This is a genomic window from Sinomonas halotolerans, assembly GCF_039615075.1.
Classification (GTDB): Bacteria; Actinomycetota; Actinomycetes; order Actinomycetales; family Micrococcaceae; genus Sinomonas; species Sinomonas halotolerans.
Genome location: NZ_JBDFRB010000001.1, coordinates 152,123 through 167,347 on the forward strand (window position 1 = coordinate 152,123; position 15,225 = coordinate 167,347).

At 73.1% G+C, this 15,225-nt stretch carries 13 protein-coding genes; 9 read left to right on the forward strand and 4 right to left on the reverse strand.

Features of this window, described 5'->3' with window-relative positions:
• Window positions 1–23 precede the first annotated feature (23 nt).
• Together ABCQ75_RS00655 and ABCQ75_RS00660 are read right to left on the reverse strand one after the other, a co-directional pair.
• The gene (locus ABCQ75_RS00655) at window positions 24–1,436 is read right to left on the reverse strand and encodes a dicarboxylate/amino acid:cation symporter (RefSeq protein WP_345882466.1); all 1,413 of its coding nucleotides are present in this window, start codon (window positions 1,434–1,436) and stop codon (window positions 24–26) included.
• A 187-nt stretch (window positions 1,437–1,623) separates the two neighbouring features.
• Window positions 1,624–3,432: a DUF885 domain-containing protein gene (locus ABCQ75_RS00660; protein WP_427916012.1), complete on the reverse strand. Its 1,809-nt coding sequence runs from the start codon at window positions 3,430–3,432 to the stop codon at window positions 1,624–1,626.
• Between the two features lie 132 nt (window positions 3,433–3,564).
• Here ABCQ75_RS00660 and ABCQ75_RS00665 point away from each other — a divergent pair, with 132 nt between their 5' ends.
• Window positions 3,565–3,828, forward strand: coding sequence for a DUF2795 domain-containing protein (locus tag ABCQ75_RS00665; RefSeq protein ID WP_345882467.1), 264 nt, complete (start codon window positions 3,565–3,567; stop codon window positions 3,826–3,828).
• Between the two features lie 115 nt (window positions 3,829–3,943).
• A complete protein-coding gene (locus ABCQ75_RS00670; protein WP_345882917.1) occupies window positions 3,944–4,747 on the forward strand; it encodes a glycosyltransferase family 2 protein in 804 nt (267 codons plus the stop codon).
• Between the two features lie 17 nt (window positions 4,748–4,764).
• Here ABCQ75_RS00670 and ABCQ75_RS00675 read toward each other — a convergent pair whose 3' ends face one another.
• The gene (locus ABCQ75_RS00675; RefSeq protein ID WP_345882468.1) at window positions 4,765–5,067 is read right to left on the reverse strand and encodes an acyl-CoA carboxylase epsilon subunit; all 303 of its coding nucleotides are present in this window, start codon (window positions 5,065–5,067) and stop codon (window positions 4,765–4,767) included.
• Entirely contained in the window at window positions 5,064–6,659 is a 1,596-nt protein-coding gene (locus tag ABCQ75_RS00680) for an acyl-CoA carboxylase subunit beta (RefSeq protein WP_345882470.1), read from the reverse strand. Before ABCQ75_RS00680 ends, ABCQ75_RS00675 begins: the two co-directional genes overlap by 4 nt.
• A 191-nt stretch (window positions 6,660–6,850) precedes the next feature.
• Here ABCQ75_RS00680 and ABCQ75_RS00685 point away from each other — a divergent pair, with 191 nt between their 5' ends.
• From ABCQ75_RS00685 to ABCQ75_RS00715, 7 genes are all read left to right on the forward strand, one after another.
• Window positions 6,851–7,723 (forward strand): SDR family oxidoreductase, encoded by an 873-nt coding sequence (locus ABCQ75_RS00685; protein WP_345882472.1) that lies wholly within the window; start codon window positions 6,851–6,853, stop codon window positions 7,721–7,723.
• A gap of 99 nt (window positions 7,724–7,822) precedes the next feature.
• Window positions 7,823–8,710, forward strand: coding sequence for a biotin--[acetyl-CoA-carboxylase] ligase (locus ABCQ75_RS00690; RefSeq protein ID WP_345882473.1), 888 nt, complete (start codon window positions 7,823–7,825; stop codon window positions 8,708–8,710).
• The gene (locus tag ABCQ75_RS00695) at window positions 8,703–9,314 is read left to right on the forward strand and encodes a PH domain-containing protein (protein ID WP_345882474.1); all 612 of its coding nucleotides are present in this window, start codon (window positions 8,703–8,705) and stop codon (window positions 9,312–9,314) included. The genes ABCQ75_RS00690 and ABCQ75_RS00695 overlap by 8 nt, the downstream gene beginning before the upstream one ends.
• Window positions 9,314–10,402, forward strand: coding sequence for an adenylate/guanylate cyclase domain-containing protein (locus ABCQ75_RS00700; protein WP_345882475.1), 1,089 nt, complete (start codon window positions 9,314–9,316; stop codon window positions 10,400–10,402). The genes ABCQ75_RS00695 and ABCQ75_RS00700 overlap by 1 nt, the downstream gene beginning before the upstream one ends.
• Before the next feature lie 168 nt (window positions 10,403–10,570).
• The gene (locus ABCQ75_RS00705) at window positions 10,571–11,542 is read left to right on the forward strand and encodes an AAA family ATPase (RefSeq protein WP_345882476.1); all 972 of its coding nucleotides are present in this window, start codon (window positions 10,571–10,573) and stop codon (window positions 11,540–11,542) included.
• Between the two features lie 10 nt (window positions 11,543–11,552).
• Complete coding sequence (locus ABCQ75_RS00710; protein WP_345882477.1) at window positions 11,553–12,776, forward strand: DUF58 domain-containing protein; 1,224 nt, start codon at window positions 11,553–11,555, stop codon at window positions 12,774–12,776.
• Window positions 12,773–15,181, forward strand: coding sequence for a transglutaminase-like domain-containing protein (locus ABCQ75_RS00715; RefSeq protein ID WP_345882478.1), 2,409 nt, complete (start codon window positions 12,773–12,775; stop codon window positions 15,179–15,181). Before ABCQ75_RS00710 ends, ABCQ75_RS00715 begins: the two co-directional genes overlap by 4 nt.
• Window positions 15,182–15,225: the final 44 nt, after the last annotated feature.

The window sequence follows — 15,225 nt, forward strand, 5'->3', positions numbered from 1 at the left end:
AGGGTGGCCCGGCAGGCGGTGGGCTAGGAGCGGGAGGCGGCCAGCTCGGCGTCGTGCGCGGTGCGGTCCTCCTGGGCGCCCTCGCCCGTGCTCGACTCGTCGTTGAACGGGTCGCCCTGGCGCGGGGCGTTGTAGAGGCCCTCGTCGAGGATGCCCTGGCGCTTCGCGACGATCGTCGGGACGAGCGCCTGTCCGGCCACGTTGACCGCCGTGCGGCCCATGTCCAGGATCGGGTCGATCGCCAGCAGCAGGCCCACACCGGCCAGCGGCAGGCCGAGGGTCGAGAGGGTCAGGGTGAGCATCACGACAGCGCCCGTGGTGCCGGCGGTCGCGGCGGAGCCGAGCACCGAGACGAGGACGATCAGAAGGTACTGGCTCAGGTCGAGGTCGATCCCGAAGAACTGCGCGACGAAGATCGCGGCGATCGCGGGGTAGACCGCGGCGCAGCCGTCCATCTTCGTGGTGGCGCCCAGCGGCACGGCGAAGGACGCGTAGCCCGAGGGCACGCCGAGGTTGCGCTCGGTGACGCGCTGCGTGAGCGGCAGCGTGCCGACCGAGGAGCGCGAGACGAATGCGAGCTGGATCGCCGGCCACGCGCCCGAGAAATACTGCTTGACTGAGAGGCCATGCGACTTCACGAGCGCCGGGTAGAGGACGAACAGCACGAGCGCCAGACCGGCGTAGACGGCGAGCGTGAACTTCCCCAGCGCGCCGACGGTGTCCCAGCCGTACGTGGCCACGGCGTTGCCGATGAGGCCGACCGTGCCGATGGGGGCGACGCGGATGATCCACCACAGGACCTTCTGGATCACCGCGAGGGCGGAGCGCGTGAAGCCGAGGAACGGCTCGGCCGTCGCGCCGACCTTGAGCGCCGCAACGCCGACCGCGATCGCGATGACGAGGATCTGCAGGACGTTGAAGCTCACGGTCGTGGTCGCGCCGGTCTCGGTGATGGCGGTGGTGGCACCGAGGCCCAGGAAGTTCTTGGGGAAGAGGCCGGTGAGGAAGGCCCACCAGTCGCCGGTCCTGCCCTCATACGCGGCCTCCTGCGTGATGCCCGTGTTGGCGCCCGGCTGCAGGAGGACCCCGAGGCCGATCCCGATGAGCACCGAGGCGAACGCCGTGATGGCGAACCACAGCAGCGTGTTCCACGCGAGCCGTGCGGCGTTGGCCACGTCGCGCAGGTTCGCGATGGAGCTCACCACGGCGGTGAAGATGAGGGGCACGACGGCGGTCTGCAGCAGTGCGACATAGCTGGACCCGAGCGTGGCGAGGGTTGCGCCGAGGCCCGTGGGGGTCGCCTTGGTGTGGCCCGTGTACTTCGCGACGAGGCCCAGGGCGAGTCCGACGACGAGCGCGGCGATGATCTGGGGGCCGAACGAGGTCGCCCAGGCGGGCAGCCGGCGTCCGGCGGGGGTGCTGGTGGAGGTGGTCACCCGGACACGGTACGGACGTGACGGATAGCAGAGAAACTGGATGTTGAGAAGTGTTACCCCGAATGTGACGGCGCGGATCCCCGGGATGCCCCGGAAATCCGCGCCGTCACAGGCAATTATTACGCTATTCGCGCCCCCCCGCTATGGCGAACATCTCAGCCAGCGCGCCCCTCCTGCCCAGCCTGCCTCAGCCCAGCAGCGCGCGCCGCAGCGTGTCGAGGCCCACGGACCCCAGCCCGAGCGCCTGGGTGTGGAACGCCTTGAGGTCGAACTCGCGGCCCTCCGCCGCGGCCCGCTCCTCGAGGCCTGTGCGGATCTGCTCCCAGAGCCGCTGGCCCACCTTGTAGGAGGGGGCCTGCCCCGGCCAGCCGAGGTACCGCGTGAACTCGAACTTCAGCTGGCCCTCGCTGATCGGCAGGTTCTCCCGCAGGAACGCGTAGCCCTTCTCGGGGGTCCACGAGCCCGAGCCCCAGCGCTCGGGGATCTCGAGCTCGAGGTGCACGCCGATGTCGAACACGACGCGCGCGGCCCGCATGCGCTGCATGTCCAGCATGCCCATGAGGTCGCCCGGGTCCGAGAGGTAGCCGAGCTCCTCCATGAGCTTCTCGGCGTACAGCGCCCAGCCCTCGCCGTGGCCGGAGACCCAGCAGATGTTCCGTCGCCAGGAGTTCAGGGACGCGCGCAGGTATGTCGCCGTGGCCACCTGCAGGTGATGGCCCGGGACCCCCTCGTGGTACACGGTGGTGGTCTCGGCCCAGGTGGTGAACGTGTCCTCGCCCTCCGGAACGGACCACCACATGCGGCCCGGGCGCGAGAAGTCGTCCGAGGGGCCCGTGTAGTAGATGCCGCCCTCCTGGGTCGGGGCGATGAGGCACTCGAGCCTCCGCAGCGGCTCCGGGATCTCGAAGTGGGTCCCGGCCAGGTCGGCGACCGCCTGGTCGGACAGCCCCTGCATCCAGGCGCGCAGCGCCTCCGTGCCCTCGAGCTTCCGGCCCGGGTCCGCGTTGAGGATCTCCTTGGCCTCCGCGATCGAGGCGCCGGGGCGGATCTGCTCGGCCACGCGCTCCTGCGCGCGGATCAGCCGGTCCAGCTCCTCGACTCCCCACGCGTACGTCTCCTCGAGGTCCACCGTGGCGCCGAGGAACTGGCGGGAGGCCAGCGCGTACCGCTCGCGGCCAACGGCGTCCTTCTCCGGGGCGGCCGGCAGGAGCTCGGCCTCGAGGGCGTCCGCGAAGCGCGCGTACGCCGCGGCAGCGCTCGCGCACGAGTCCGCGAGGGCCGCGGCGAGATCGTCTGGGAGGCGCACGACGGCGTCGTCCGCACGCCCGTCCGCATCCGCGCTGGGGCCGCTGCCCGCCTCGCGCGGGAGGGAGGCGCTGGAGGCGAGCTGGGCGAAGAAGCCCGTGCCCTCATCGGCGTACTTGCGCGTCTGCTCGACGACGGTCCGCACCTGCCGTGCGGACGCCACGCGCCCGCCCGCCGCGGCCGCGCGGAGCGACTCGAGGTACCCCTCGAGCGCGGCGGGGACGTTCGCGGCGCGGCCGGCGATGTGCTCCCACTGCTCGGCGGTGTCCGTGGGCATGAGGTCGAAGATCGCGCGGATCTCCTGCGCTGGCGAGGCGATGTTGTTCAGCTCTGCGAGGTGCCAGCCGCTCGCGTGCTGCTCGAGGACGAGTCCGAGCCGCTCGCGCATCGCGTCCAAGGTGACCGCATCCGTCGGGTCCGCGGCCTCGAGTCCGTCCAGCCGTGCGAGCGTCTCGCGGGCGAGCGACGCCTGGGCGTCGTGGCCGGCGGGGGAGTAGTCGCGGTACTCGGTCTCGTGCCCGGGGAAGCCGAGCTCGGTGGCGAGCGCGGGATCGAGGGCGAGCAGCGCGTCCGTGAACGCGTCCGCGGCGGCGTCCACGGCGGTGCGCTGCCGTGCTGCGGGGACCGCGGGGGTGTCCCCGGCCGGGCGGCCCGTGGGATCGATGGCGGGGTCAGTCGTGTTCTGCGTCACCGTCCGAGCCTATCCCTCCCGCGCGAATCTGTGAAACACATGGTGCAGATTTTCTCGTTTGCCCGGCGGAGGCGGGGGTAGCGAGCCGGTGACCGCCTGGACGACCCAGGACCCCTGATCGAGGAGGAACCCGTGGCCGAGCGACCCAACCCCATCCAGATCCAGCAGTTCCTCGAAGGCGTGGACTACCCCGCGGACAGGGCAGCCCTCGTGGCCGCGGCCGAGGAGCAGGGCGCCGATGCAGACGCGCTCGCCGCGCTGCGCGCCATCCCCGAGGGCACGTACAGCAAGCCCACGGACGTCAGCTCCGCCGTCGCGGACGCAGACCGGCAGGGCGGGGACCAGCCCGCCGACGACGAGGACGAGCGCAGCGGCGAGCGGTTCGACGCCGGCTGAGCCCCTCGGCCCCGAGGCCGCCGGGCAGCCGGAACCGGCCTCGGGGCGGGCCCGGCGCCCCGAGCACTGGGCGGCCCCGCACGAGGGCGCAGGGCCCGTCGAGCTGGATGTCCTGATCCCCACGCGCGCCCGCCCCGCCGAGCTCGCGGCCGTCCTCGCCGGGCTCGCCGCGCAGGAGGACGCGTCCTTCAGCGTCCTGGTGAGCGACCAGAGCGACGGGCCACCCTCCTGGGAGCACCCTGCCGTCGAGGCGATGGCGCGCGTCCTGCGCGCGCAGGGCCGCCCGGTGCGGCTCGTGCGGCACCTCCCGCGCCGAGGCCTCGCCGAGCACCGGCAGTTCCTCCTCGAGGAGTCCGCTGCGGAGCGCGTGCTCTTCATGGACGACGACGTGTGGCTCGCCTCGGGGGCGCTCCGGCTCCTCGTGCAAGCCCTGGACGACCTGGGCTGCGGGTTCGTGGGGATGCCCGTCCAGGGCCTCTCGTACCTCGGGGACCGCAGGCCGGCCGAGCTCGAGCCGTTCGAGCTGTCCGACGCCCCGGTAGAGCCGGAGGCGATCGACCGCGACGCCGAGGCGTTCGGGCGATGGACCCTGCACAACGCCGCCAACCCGGCCCACCTGGCCGACTCCCTCGCGCAGTCCTCAGGCTTCGGGCCCCGGGGATGGGCCGCCTACAGGGTCGCGTGGATCGGCGGATGCGTCCTCTACCGCCGCCACGCCCTCGTCGAGTGCGGGGGGTTCGGCTTCTGGGGCGAGCTGCCTCCCGAGCACGCCGGAGAGGACGTGGTCGCCCAGTGGCGCGTCATGGAACAGCATGGCGGCGCGGGGATCCTCCCCTCGCACGCCGTGCACCTCGAGAGCCCGACGACAGTGCCCGTGCGGGATGCCGAAGCGTCCGAGGTCCTCGCCGGGAAGGAATGAACCGGCCCCGCGTCCCGCTACAGCCGGCCGCGGCGCTGGCTGTCCACGTTGCGCGGGCGCAGGGCCGCCCGGCGGATGCGCTCGCGGCGCGTGGGAGCCACCCGCTCCTCGTCCGGCTCGCCCCCCGAGGCCGCGGCGAGGACAACCGCCACAGCGGCGAGCTCCTCCGGAGTGGGCAGGCCCTTGTCCACCGAGAACAGCACCGGGACCGCCGGCACCTCGGGCGCAGCAGGCGACTCCCCGGCGTCGTACGCCCCGGCGGACACCGGCCCGCCGTGCACCCGGCCTGCGGGCTCCGGCTGGGAATCGGGGGTGCTCACAGCGGGATGTTCCCGTGCTTCTTGGCCGGCATCGCCACGTGCTTGTCCCGCAGCGCGCGCAGGCCGCGCAGGAGCTCGACGCGGGTCTCGGACGGGGCGATGACCGCGTCGACGTACCCGAGCTCGGCGGCCTGGTACGGGTTGAGCAGCTCCTCCTCGTACTGGCGGATGAGCTCCGCGCGCCTGGCCTCGACACTGGCCGCCGTCGCGCCCTCCACCGCCGCTGCGGCCGCGAGCTCGCGGCGGTACAGGATGTTGACCGCGCCCTGCGCCCCCATCACGCCGATCTGCGCCGTGGGCCACGCGAAGTTCAGGTCCGCTCCGAGCTTCTTCGAGCCCATCACGATGTACGCGCCGCCGTAGGCCTTGCGGCAGATCACGGTCAGCTTCGGCACGGTGGCCTCGGCGTATGCGTACAGGAGCTTCGCGCCGCGGCGGATGATCCCCTGGAACTCCTGGTCCTTGCCCGGCAGGAAGCCGGGGACGTCCACGAGCGTGACGATCGGTATGTTGAACGCGTCGCAGTGGCGGACGAACCGCGCGGCCTTCTCTGAGGCGGCGATGTCCAGCGTGCCCGCGAACTGGATGGGCTGGTTGGCCACGATGCCGACCGTGTGGCCCTCCATGCGGCCGTACCCGATGATGACGTTGGGCGCGTAGAGGGCCTGCATCTCGAGGAAGTGGGCGTCGTCCACGATTCCCTCGATCACGGTGCGCATGTCGTAGCCCTGCGCCGCCGAGTCCGGGACGAGCGTGTCGAGGGCGAGGTCGGCGTCGCCGGCCTCGAGCTCCTGCTCGTGCTCGAGCACGGGGGCCTCCACGAGGTTGTTCGACGGCAGGAAGTCCAGGAGCTCGCGGACGAACTCGATCGCGTCCTTCTCGTCCGAGGCGAGGTACGTCGCCGTGCCGGTCGTCGCGTTGTGCTGCCGCGCGCCGCCGAGGGTCTCCATGTCCACCTCCTCGCCCGTGACGGTCTTGATGACGTCCGGGCCGGTGATGAACATGTGGCTCGTCTTGTCCACCATCACCACATAGTCGGTGAGGGCGGGGGAGTAGGCCGCGCCGCCGGCGCAGGGACCCATGATGAGCGAGATCTGCGGGACCACGCCCGAGGCTGCGACGTTGTTCCGGAAGATGTCCGCGAACATCGCCAGGGAGGCCACGCCCTCCTGGATGCGCGCGCCGCCGCCGTCGTTGATGCCCACCACGGGGCACCCGTTGCGCAGCGCGAACTCCTGCACCTTGACGATCTTCTCGCCGTTGACCTGGCTCAGGGAGCCGCCGTAGACGGAGAAGTCCTGGCTGTAGACGGCAACGAGGCGTCCGTCAACAGTGCCGTGCCCGGACACGACGCCGTCGCCGAGCGGCTTCTTCTTCTCCATGCCGAAGGCGGTGGAGCGGTGCACCCGGAGCGTGTCGAACTCGACGAACGAGCCCTCGTCCAGGAGCATGTCGATGCGCTCGCGGGCCGTGTTCCTGCCGCGCGCGTGCTGCTTCTCGATCGCCTCCTGGCCGGAGGGGGCAAGGGAGCGTTCCCGGCGCTCGCGGAAATCCGCGATCTTGCCTGCAGTGGTGGTCAGGTCGTGGGTCACGCTCTCTCCCGCTCGTGAAGTGGCCATGTAGGTTCCGCACAAGCTGCGGAGACATCACCCCAGTCTAGTCAGGCCCCCCGGGCGCGCGCCTGTAGGAAACCTACAACGTCTCGGCGCCGCGCAGCCGTCCCGCCGCCAATGGCCGCGACCCGTTGTTACTGGTCAGTAACATGTGCCGTACACTGTGGCGTATGACGACGATCACACCCGGCGCGTCCAGCGCACCGCACGCGCCGCTCGCCGGCCGCACCCTCCTCATGAGCGGCGGCAGCCGCGGGATCGGGCTCGCCATCGCACTGCGGGCCGCCCGCGACGGCGCGAACGTCGCCCTGCTCGCGAAGACCGCCGAGCCGCACGCGCGGCTCGAGGGCACGGTGTACACGGCCGCCGAGGAGATCGAGGCGGCAGGCGGCCGCGCCCTGCCCATCGTCGGGGACGTGCGGGACGACGACGCGGTGGCCGGCGCCGTCGAACAGGCCGCGGCGCACTTCGGCGGCATCGACGCGGTCGTGAACAACGCCTCGGCGATCGACCTCTCGGGCACCGAGGACATCCCGATGAAGCGCTACGACCTCATGGCGGACATCAACGCGCGCGGCACGTTCCTGCTCTCCAAGCTCTCCATCGGCCACCTGCGGGCCTCGGCACGCGCCGGACGCAGCCCGCACATCCTCACCCTCTCCCCGCCGCTGAACCTGGACCCGAAGTGGGCCGGGGCCCATCTGGCCTACACGATGGCCAAGTACGGGATGAGCCTTACCACGCTCGGCCTCGCAGAGGAGCTGCGGCCCGACGGGATCGGAGTGAACTCGCTGTGGCCGGCCACGCTCATCGACACGGCCGCGATCCGCGCGATGCCCGGAGGGGACGCCCTCGCCAGGGCGGGGCGCTCGGCGCAGATCGTCGCCGACGCCGCCCATGCCGTCCTGACGAGCGATCCGAGGTCCACGACCGGGAACTTCTTCACCGACGAGGAGGTTCTGCGGGCCGCGGGCGTGGAGGACTTCGCCCCCTACAGCCTCGGCGCACCCGAGGACCGGCTCGTCCCTGACATCTTCCTCTGACGCCGTGGGGCCCGCCTGGGTTCTGCCCGGCGGGACCCGTTCCGGGGCCCGCCGCTCCACGACCGGACCGCGCGCACCCGCGCTGGATAGGATTCACGCATGGACATCCCCGAGCGCCCGGGCCGCGCGCCCCTCGACCGGACACTCCTCGGGCCGGACCTCGCCTCCGCTGCCGGCCTGTCCCGGCTCGAGGTCGTCGACGAGATCGGCTCGACCAATACCGAGCTCGCACGCCTCGCCGCCGTGGAGCCGGACGGATGGGGCGACCTGTCCGTGCTCGTGGCCGAGCACCAGAGCGCCGGCCGGGGCCGTCTCCAGCGCCACTGGGAGTCCCCGACCGGCACGTCACTCTCTGTCTCCGTGCTCCTGCGGCCCCGCAGCCGCTCCGGCCGGCCGCTGCCCACGCAGGGCTATTCCTGGTTCTCGCCCCTCGCAGCGCTGGCCCTGCGCGAGGCGCTCGCCGAGGCCGCCGGCCTCGAGGCAGGCGTGAAATGGCCCAACGACGTGGTCATCGCGGGACGCAAGGTCTCCGGGATCCTCGCCCAGCTCGCCCCCGGCGCGCACGGCGGGCCCCCCGCAGTGGTCCTGGGCACCGGGATCAATGTGGGCCAGACCGAGGACGAGCTCCCGGTCCCGACCGCCACGAGCGTCGCGATCGAGGCGGGGCGCCCCGTGGCGCGCGAGGCGGTCCTCACCGCCTATCTGAAGGCCTTCGGGCGCAGGTACCGCGAGTTCTGCGCGGTCGACGGCGACCCGGACGCCCCTCTCGTGGCGGGCCGGGGGCTCGTGGGCCAGGTCCAGGACGCGACCATCACCCTCGGCAAGCGCGTCCGGGTCGAGCTCCCCGGCGGCCGCTTCCTCGAGGGCAGGGCCACGGGCCTCGACCCCCACGGGGCACTCCTCGTCCTGGAGGACGACGGTTCCCGGCACGCGGTGGCCGCGGGCGACGTCGTCCACCTCCGCCCTGCCGACGGCGGCTATGCGTAGGCTCCTCGCACCGGGGGAGCAGGTCATCGCGGTCACGCGCCAGCACCGGCGCCTGCTCGTCCTGCCCGCACTCGTGTTCGTGCTCGCATGCGGCGCGGCGGCGTTCACGGCCGGCTGGCTCTCCCGCGGGCACCTCGAGGAGGCCTTCCCCTGGATGCCGGCGGCGGCCCGGCCCTGGCTCATGCTCGCTTCCGCCGTGCTGGCCGCATGGGCCGTCGCTGCCTACAGCGTGCGCCGCTTCCTCGCATGGAACGGCCTCACCTACGTGCTCACGAACCGGCGGGTCCTGCGGCGCCGCCGTGGCCTGCGCAGCCAGGAGCAGGAGATGCCGCTCGCCTTCGTGACGGGCGTCGAGGTGCGCCAGGGCGTCCTCGAAGGCTGGCTCGGGTCGGGGACGCTAGCCTTGGCCTCGGGCAGGTCGGGCCAGCTCACGCTCGCCGACGTGCCGGAGGTCCGCCGCTTCCGGCAGTTCGTCCTGGACGCGGTGGACGAGCTCCCGCGCGCGCTCGTGGGTACCGACGACGCGCGGCCGGGGGAAGGCCCGGCGGCCGACGGACGGCCGTGGGAACGGGACGGGCAGCAGTGGGAAGGGAGGGATGACTGATGGAGCAGACGGGCGGGGAGGACGAGTCCCGCGCAGCCGCCGTGCCAGAGGAGTCCCGCCGCACCGCCAAGGAGCTCGAGTCCTTCCTCCTCGGCGGCGAGCGCACCCTCAAGAGGCGCGAGGTCGCGGCCGGCGTGGGGCTCTCCCTCTACTCGGCGCGCAAGCTCTGGCGCGCGCTCGGGATGCCGAACTTCACCGATGACGACCTCGCCTTCACGCTCGCAGACCTCGAGCACCTCAAGGTCATGCCGCGGCTCGTGCGCGAGGGGGTCCTGACCGAGGACGCCGCGCTCTCCGTGACCCGCGCCATCGGCCAGATGACCGACCGCATGGTGGTGTGGCAGGTCGAGGCCCTCGTCGAGGACATGGTGTCCACCCAGGGGATGAGCGATGCCGAGGCCCGGCTTGCGCTCGTGGACCTCATCCCGGACCTCGTGGCGCCGCTCGAGGAGATGCTCGTGTACTCGTGGCGCCGCCAGCTCACCGCGGGCGTCCAGCGCCTCGCGCTCCGCGCCCAGGCCGGACTCGAGTCGAGCGCTCCCGGACGCGACGGCAGCGAGGACGACTCCCCGCTGCCGCTCGCGCGCGCCGTGGGCTTCGCCGACCTCGTCTCCTACACGTCCCTGTCCCGGCGCATGAACGAGAAGACCCTGGCCCAGATGGTGCAGCGGTTCGAGAACCGCTGCGCGGAGATCATCTCGGTGGGCGGCGGGCGCCTCGTCAAGACCATCGGGGACGAGGTCCTCTACATCGCCGAGACGCCCACCGCCGGCGCGCTCATCTCCCTCGCCATGGCCCGCGAGTTCGCCGAGGACGAGATCCTCCCGGAGTGCCGGGTCGCGATGGTCTGGGGCCGGGTCCTGAGCCGGCTCGGGGACATCTACGGGCCAACCGTGAACCTCGCCGCGCGCCTCACTGCGCTCGCCGAGCCGGGCGAGGTGCTCGTGGACGACGTGACCGCCAAGGCGCTCGCCGGCGACGAGCGCTTCGTCTTCACCCCGCGCGAGGCGCAGACCGTGCGCGGGTTCGGCGAGATCCACCCCGTGACCCTCCAGGCGGGCTCGGGGCCCGGCATCGTCCTCGACTGACCGGTCCCGCAGCCGGGCTTCCGGCCGGCCGAGTCCGCCCCGCTGGAGCGGTGGGGAGGGCTCCCCATCGCCGGTGCGCGCGCGGGCGGGCTAGGCTGGTCTGCGGGCTGCGCGCGCTTCGGGGAGGGGCGGCGCCGCCTGCCGTCATTCGCACAGGAGGGGAACGAGTTGACGCTCACATCGGAACAGGCCGCGTGGTTCGCGGAGACGTTCGAGAAGCTGGTCGCGAACGTGGGCCAGGCGGTCCTGGGCAAGCCCCACGTGGTGCGCCTCGCGTTCACAGCGATGCTCGCGGAGGGCCACATCCTCCTCGAGGACGCGCCGGGCACCGGCAAGACGTCCCTGGCCCGCGCGCTGGCCGCGACCGTCCAGGGGACGAACTCCCGGATCCAGTTCACGCCGGACCTGCTTCCCTCGGACGTCACCGGCGTGACCATCTACGACCAGAAGACGCAGCAGTTCGAGTTCCACAAGGGCCCGATCTTCGCCAACATCGTCCTCGCGGACGAGATCAACCGGGCCTCGCCCAAGACCCAGTCCGCGCTCCTCGAGGTCATGGAGGAGTCCCGCGTGACGGTGGACGGTGCCACCTACGAGACCGGGCGGCCGTTCATGGTCATGGCGACCCAGAACCCGATCGAGCAGGCCGGGACCTATCGGCTGCCCGAGGCGCAGCTGGACCGGTTCCTCATCAAGACCTCGATCGGCTACCCGGACCACGCCGCCACCGTGCAGCTCCTGGGCGGCTCGGCGGTGCGCGACCGCTCGCGGGGCCTCTCGCCGATCATCACGACCCAGGCCGTCGCGGAGATGGCGGACCTCGCCGCGGCCAACCACGTCGACCCGGCGGTCCTCGAGTACATCTCCCGCCTCTGCGAGGCGACCCGCGAGGCGTCCGAGACCCGTCTGGGGGTGAGCGTCCGCGGCGCGATCGCGATGGTGCGCGCAGCGAAGGTGTGGGCCGCCGCGTCCGGGCGGAACTTCGTGCTCCCTGACGATGTCAAGGAGCTCGCCGCGGTCGTGTGGACGCACCGTTTCGTCATGGACGCCGAGGCGGAGTTCGCCGGCGTCACGGCCGAGCGCGTGCTCGAGCGCGTCCTGGCCGAGGTGGCCGCACCGCAGTCCCGCGCCGGCGTCTGAACCGACGCCCATGGTGACCTCTGCCGCGCGCGTCCGCGACGCCGTCGTCCGCGCCGCCGTGATCTGGAAGCGCTGGCTGCGCCCCGTCCTCAAGGCCGTGAGCCCGCTCGGCTGGGCCGTCGCGGCCGCCGCTGCCGCCCTCGGCGCCGCCGGTGCCCTGTGGGGCTGGCAGGAGGCGAGCGCCGCCGCGGTGCTCGCTGCGGCTCTGTTCGTCCTCGCCGTCGCGTTCGTGCTGGGCCGCAGCTCCTACGCCGTTTCCCTGGACCTCGCGCGCAGCAGGGTCGCGGTCGGGGACAGCGCTGTGGGCAGCGTCGAGGTGGTCAACACCGCGGCGCGGCCCGTCCTGCCGTCCCTGCTCGAGCTGCCCGTCGGCGCCGCCACCGCCGTCTTCCACCTCCCGCGCCTGCGCCCGGGTGTGCCGCACGAGGACCTCTTCACCATCCCCACGCAGCGGCGCGCCGTGATCGTGGTGGGCCCCGTCCGCTCGGTGCGGGCGGACCCTGTGGGGCTGCTCCGCCGCGAGGTCATGTGGACCGAGCCCGAGGACCTCTACGTCCACCCGCGGACCACCGTGCTGGGGACGTCCGCGGCCGGGTTCATCCGGGACCTCGAGGGCCAGCCCACCAACGAGCTGGCCACCTCGGACGTCTCCTTCCACGCCCTGCGCGAGTACGTGCCCGGGGACGACCGCCGCCACATCCACTGGAAGACCACCGCCCGCACCGGGACCCTCATGGTGCGCCAGTTCGAGGAGACCCGCCGCGCGCACCTCGCCGTGTGCCTCTCCGTGAACCTGGACGAGTACGGCGGCGAGGAGGAGTTCGAGCTGGCCGTCTCGGTGGCCGGCTCGATCGGCCGCCAGGCGGTCGCCGAGCAGCGCGAGCTGAGCGCGATCACCCAGCGGGGCCCGCTGCGCACCGAGAGCGCGCGGCACTTCCTCGACGACCTCACCCGGCTCCAGGGCGCCTCCCTGCGCGCGGGGGCCGTGGACGCAGCGCGCCTCACGGCGGACGCGGTGCCGAACGCCTCGGTGGTGATCCTCGTCCTCGGGTCCCTCGTGCGCCCCGCCCAGCTGCGCGCGGCGGCGGCCATGGTGCCGGTCGGGATCCGCTCGGTCGCGGTGCGCTGCGAGGAGGGCGCCGCTCCCGGGAAGGCCTCGATCGGGGACCTCACGGTGCTCACCGTGGGCTCCCTCGAGGACCTCGGCCCCGTCCTGCGGAAGGCGGCGGCATGACGGCGGCGTCGCGGCCCCGCACGACCGTGGGCAGGCCTGCACGCACGGAGCCGCGGCGCAGCGCCCGGCTGCGCGCCCTCGATTCCGCCGCGGTGCTCGCGCTCACCGCGCTCTCCGCCTTCGGGCTCCACCTCGCCTACGGCGGCGACCTGCGCTATCTCCTCGCGGCGATGGCCGGCGCCGTGCTCGGGCTCGGCGTCGCGTACGCCTCGGCAGCGCTCCGGCTCGGCGTGCTCGTCACGGCCGCGGCTGCCGTGCTCGCCTACCTTCTGGGCGGGGGCTTCGTCGCGACGCCGGACGAGTCGGTGGCCGGATTCCTGCCCTCCCTCGAGTCCCTGCGCACCCTCCTGCTCGGCGTCGTGGTGGCGTGGAAGGACAGCCTCACCGTCGCCGCACCGCTCGGGACGGGTTCGGGCCTCCTCGTGCTCCCGTACCTGGCCTCCTTCGCCGCGGGGCTCGCGGCCGGCCTCGTCGCCTGGCGGCTGCGCGGGCCGTACTGGCCGCTCCTCCCGCTCGCAGCGCTGTTCGGCGTCGGAATCGCGTTCGGCACCAACGAGGCGTTCGCGGCGATGCCGCGGGGGATCGCGTTCGCCGTCGTCGCTGTGCTGTGGGCCTCCGTCCGCCGCAACGCCGCGCGCACGGACCCGTCGCTGCGCGCGTCGGGCGAGACGACCGTGCCGGACGCGGCGGCCGCCCGCACCGCCCAAGTCCGCCGGCTGGGCCTCGGCGCCCTCCTCGTGGCCGCCGCGACGGCCCTGAGCCTCCTCGTGGCGCCCGCCCTCACCGCCGGTGCCCAGCGGGAGGTGCTCCGCGACCGCGTGGTCCCGCCCTTCGACCCGCGCGACTACATCAGCCCGCTCTCGTCGTTCCGCAGCCTCGTCAAGGACCAGCGCAGCGACACGCTCTTCACCGTGACGGGGCTGCCTGAGGGCGCCCGCGTTCGCCTCGCAGCGCTGGACTCCTACGACGGCACTGTGGCGAACGTGGACCAGAGCGGCTCGGGGAGCTTCGCCAAGGTCGGCGAGGCGGCCTCGCTCGCCTCGGGGGACCGCAGCGCGACGGCCGGGCGCACCTACACCCTGGGTGTGACCGTGGGGGACTACTCGGGCTTCTTCGTCCCCGGCGGGCGCACGACGACGGGCATCGCCTTCGCCGATCCCGGCAGTCCCGCGGCGGAGGGACTCTACTTCAACGAGGCCACCGACACAGCCATCACGACCGCGGGCCTCGCCGAGGGCGATGCGTACACGGTCCAGGTGAGCGAGCCGGCACGCCCCGACGACGCGGTCCTCGCCCAGGCGCCCTTCGCGAAGGTCCCGCTGCCCTCGGTCGAGGGGGTCCCGCAGGTCCTCCAGGCCAAGGCCGGGGACATCCTCGGCGACAGCCAGAGCCCCATCGCGAGGGTGCGCACCCTCGAGTCGTACTTCCAGAAGTTCGGTGCGTTCAGCAGCGGCCTCGTCGCCGAGGGCCAGGTGCCGAGCCTGTCCGGGCACGGGGCGGGGCGGCTGCGTGCGATGCTCACGGCCAAGCAGATGGTGGGCGACGACGAGCAGTACGCCGTGGCGATGGCCCTCATGGCCCGGCAGCTCGGGATCCCGGCGCGTGTGGTCATGGGGTTCTACCCCGCGCAGCCTGCACCCGCTGGAGGCCGGCCCGGACAGCCGCTCGAGATCACCGGCAAGGACGTCCACGCGTGGGTCGAGGTGGCGTTCGAGGGGCACGGATGGGTCGCATTCGACCCCACCCCGCCGACGGACAACGTGCCGATCCCGCCGGACCCCGAGGCCCAGTCCAAGCCGCGCCCGCAGGTCCTCCAGCCCCCGCCCCCGCCGCAGGCGCCGGTCGAGCTCCCACCGGACTCGCGCCCGGACGTGCTGGACGAGGAGGAGCGCGAGAACGACCTCTGGCTGTTCCTCGGCCCAATCCTCGCCGTGGTCGGGATCGCGATGGTGCCGCTCGCCGTGCTCGCGCTGCCGCTCATGCTCATCGCATGGCTCAAGCTCCGGCGCCGGCGGCGGCGGTTCGGTGCCGCGCATCCCGCGGACAGGGTGGGCGGCGCGTGGAGCGAGGTCACGAGCTTCGCGGCGGACGCCGGCGCTGCCCTGGACTCCCGGGGTACGCGCCGCGAGAACGCCGCCTCCCTCGGGGACGCCTTCCCCGCGGCGGCAGGCACGACGACGGCGCTGGCCGTGCGCGCGGACGCCGCCGTGTTCGGGGCGGGCCAGCCGAGCGAGGACGAGGTCCGCGCCTACTGGTCCGACATGGACGGCTCTCTCGAGCAGATCCGCGCATCGATGGGCTTCTGGCAGCGCCAGCGGGCCAAGTACTCGCCGCGATCGCTCGTCCTCGAGGCCGGGCTCGCGTCGGCGCTGCGCGGGCGGCGCCGGGGACGGGGGAGGTCATGATCCGCTGTGGCAGGATGGTCCGGCGGGGGGCGCTGCAGGGCGCC

Bases quoted from the DNA above. Each gene is read 5' to 3' on its own strand.
- ABCQ75_RS00685 (WP_345882472.1), top strand. From the start codon at position 6,851: ATGACGACGATCACACCCGGCGCGTCCAGCGCACCGCACGCGCCGCTC.
- ABCQ75_RS00690 (WP_345882473.1), top strand. From the start codon at position 7,823: ATGGACATCCCCGAGCGCCCGGGCCGCGCGCCCCTCGACCGGACACTC.
- ABCQ75_RS00695 (WP_345882474.1), top strand. From the start codon at position 8,703: ATGCGTAGGCTCCTCGCACCGGGGGAGCAGGTCATCGCGGTCACGCGC.
- ABCQ75_RS00700 (WP_345882475.1), top strand. From the start codon at position 9,314: ATGGAGCAGACGGGCGGGGAGGACGAGTCCCGCGCAGCCGCCGTGCCA.
- ABCQ75_RS00710 (WP_345882477.1), top strand. From the start codon at position 11,553: ATGGTGACCTCTGCCGCGCGCGTCCGCGACGCCGTCGTCCGCGCCGCC.
- ABCQ75_RS00715 (WP_345882478.1), top strand. From the start codon at position 12,773: ATGACGGCGGCGTCGCGGCCCCGCACGACCGTGGGCAGGCCTGCACGC.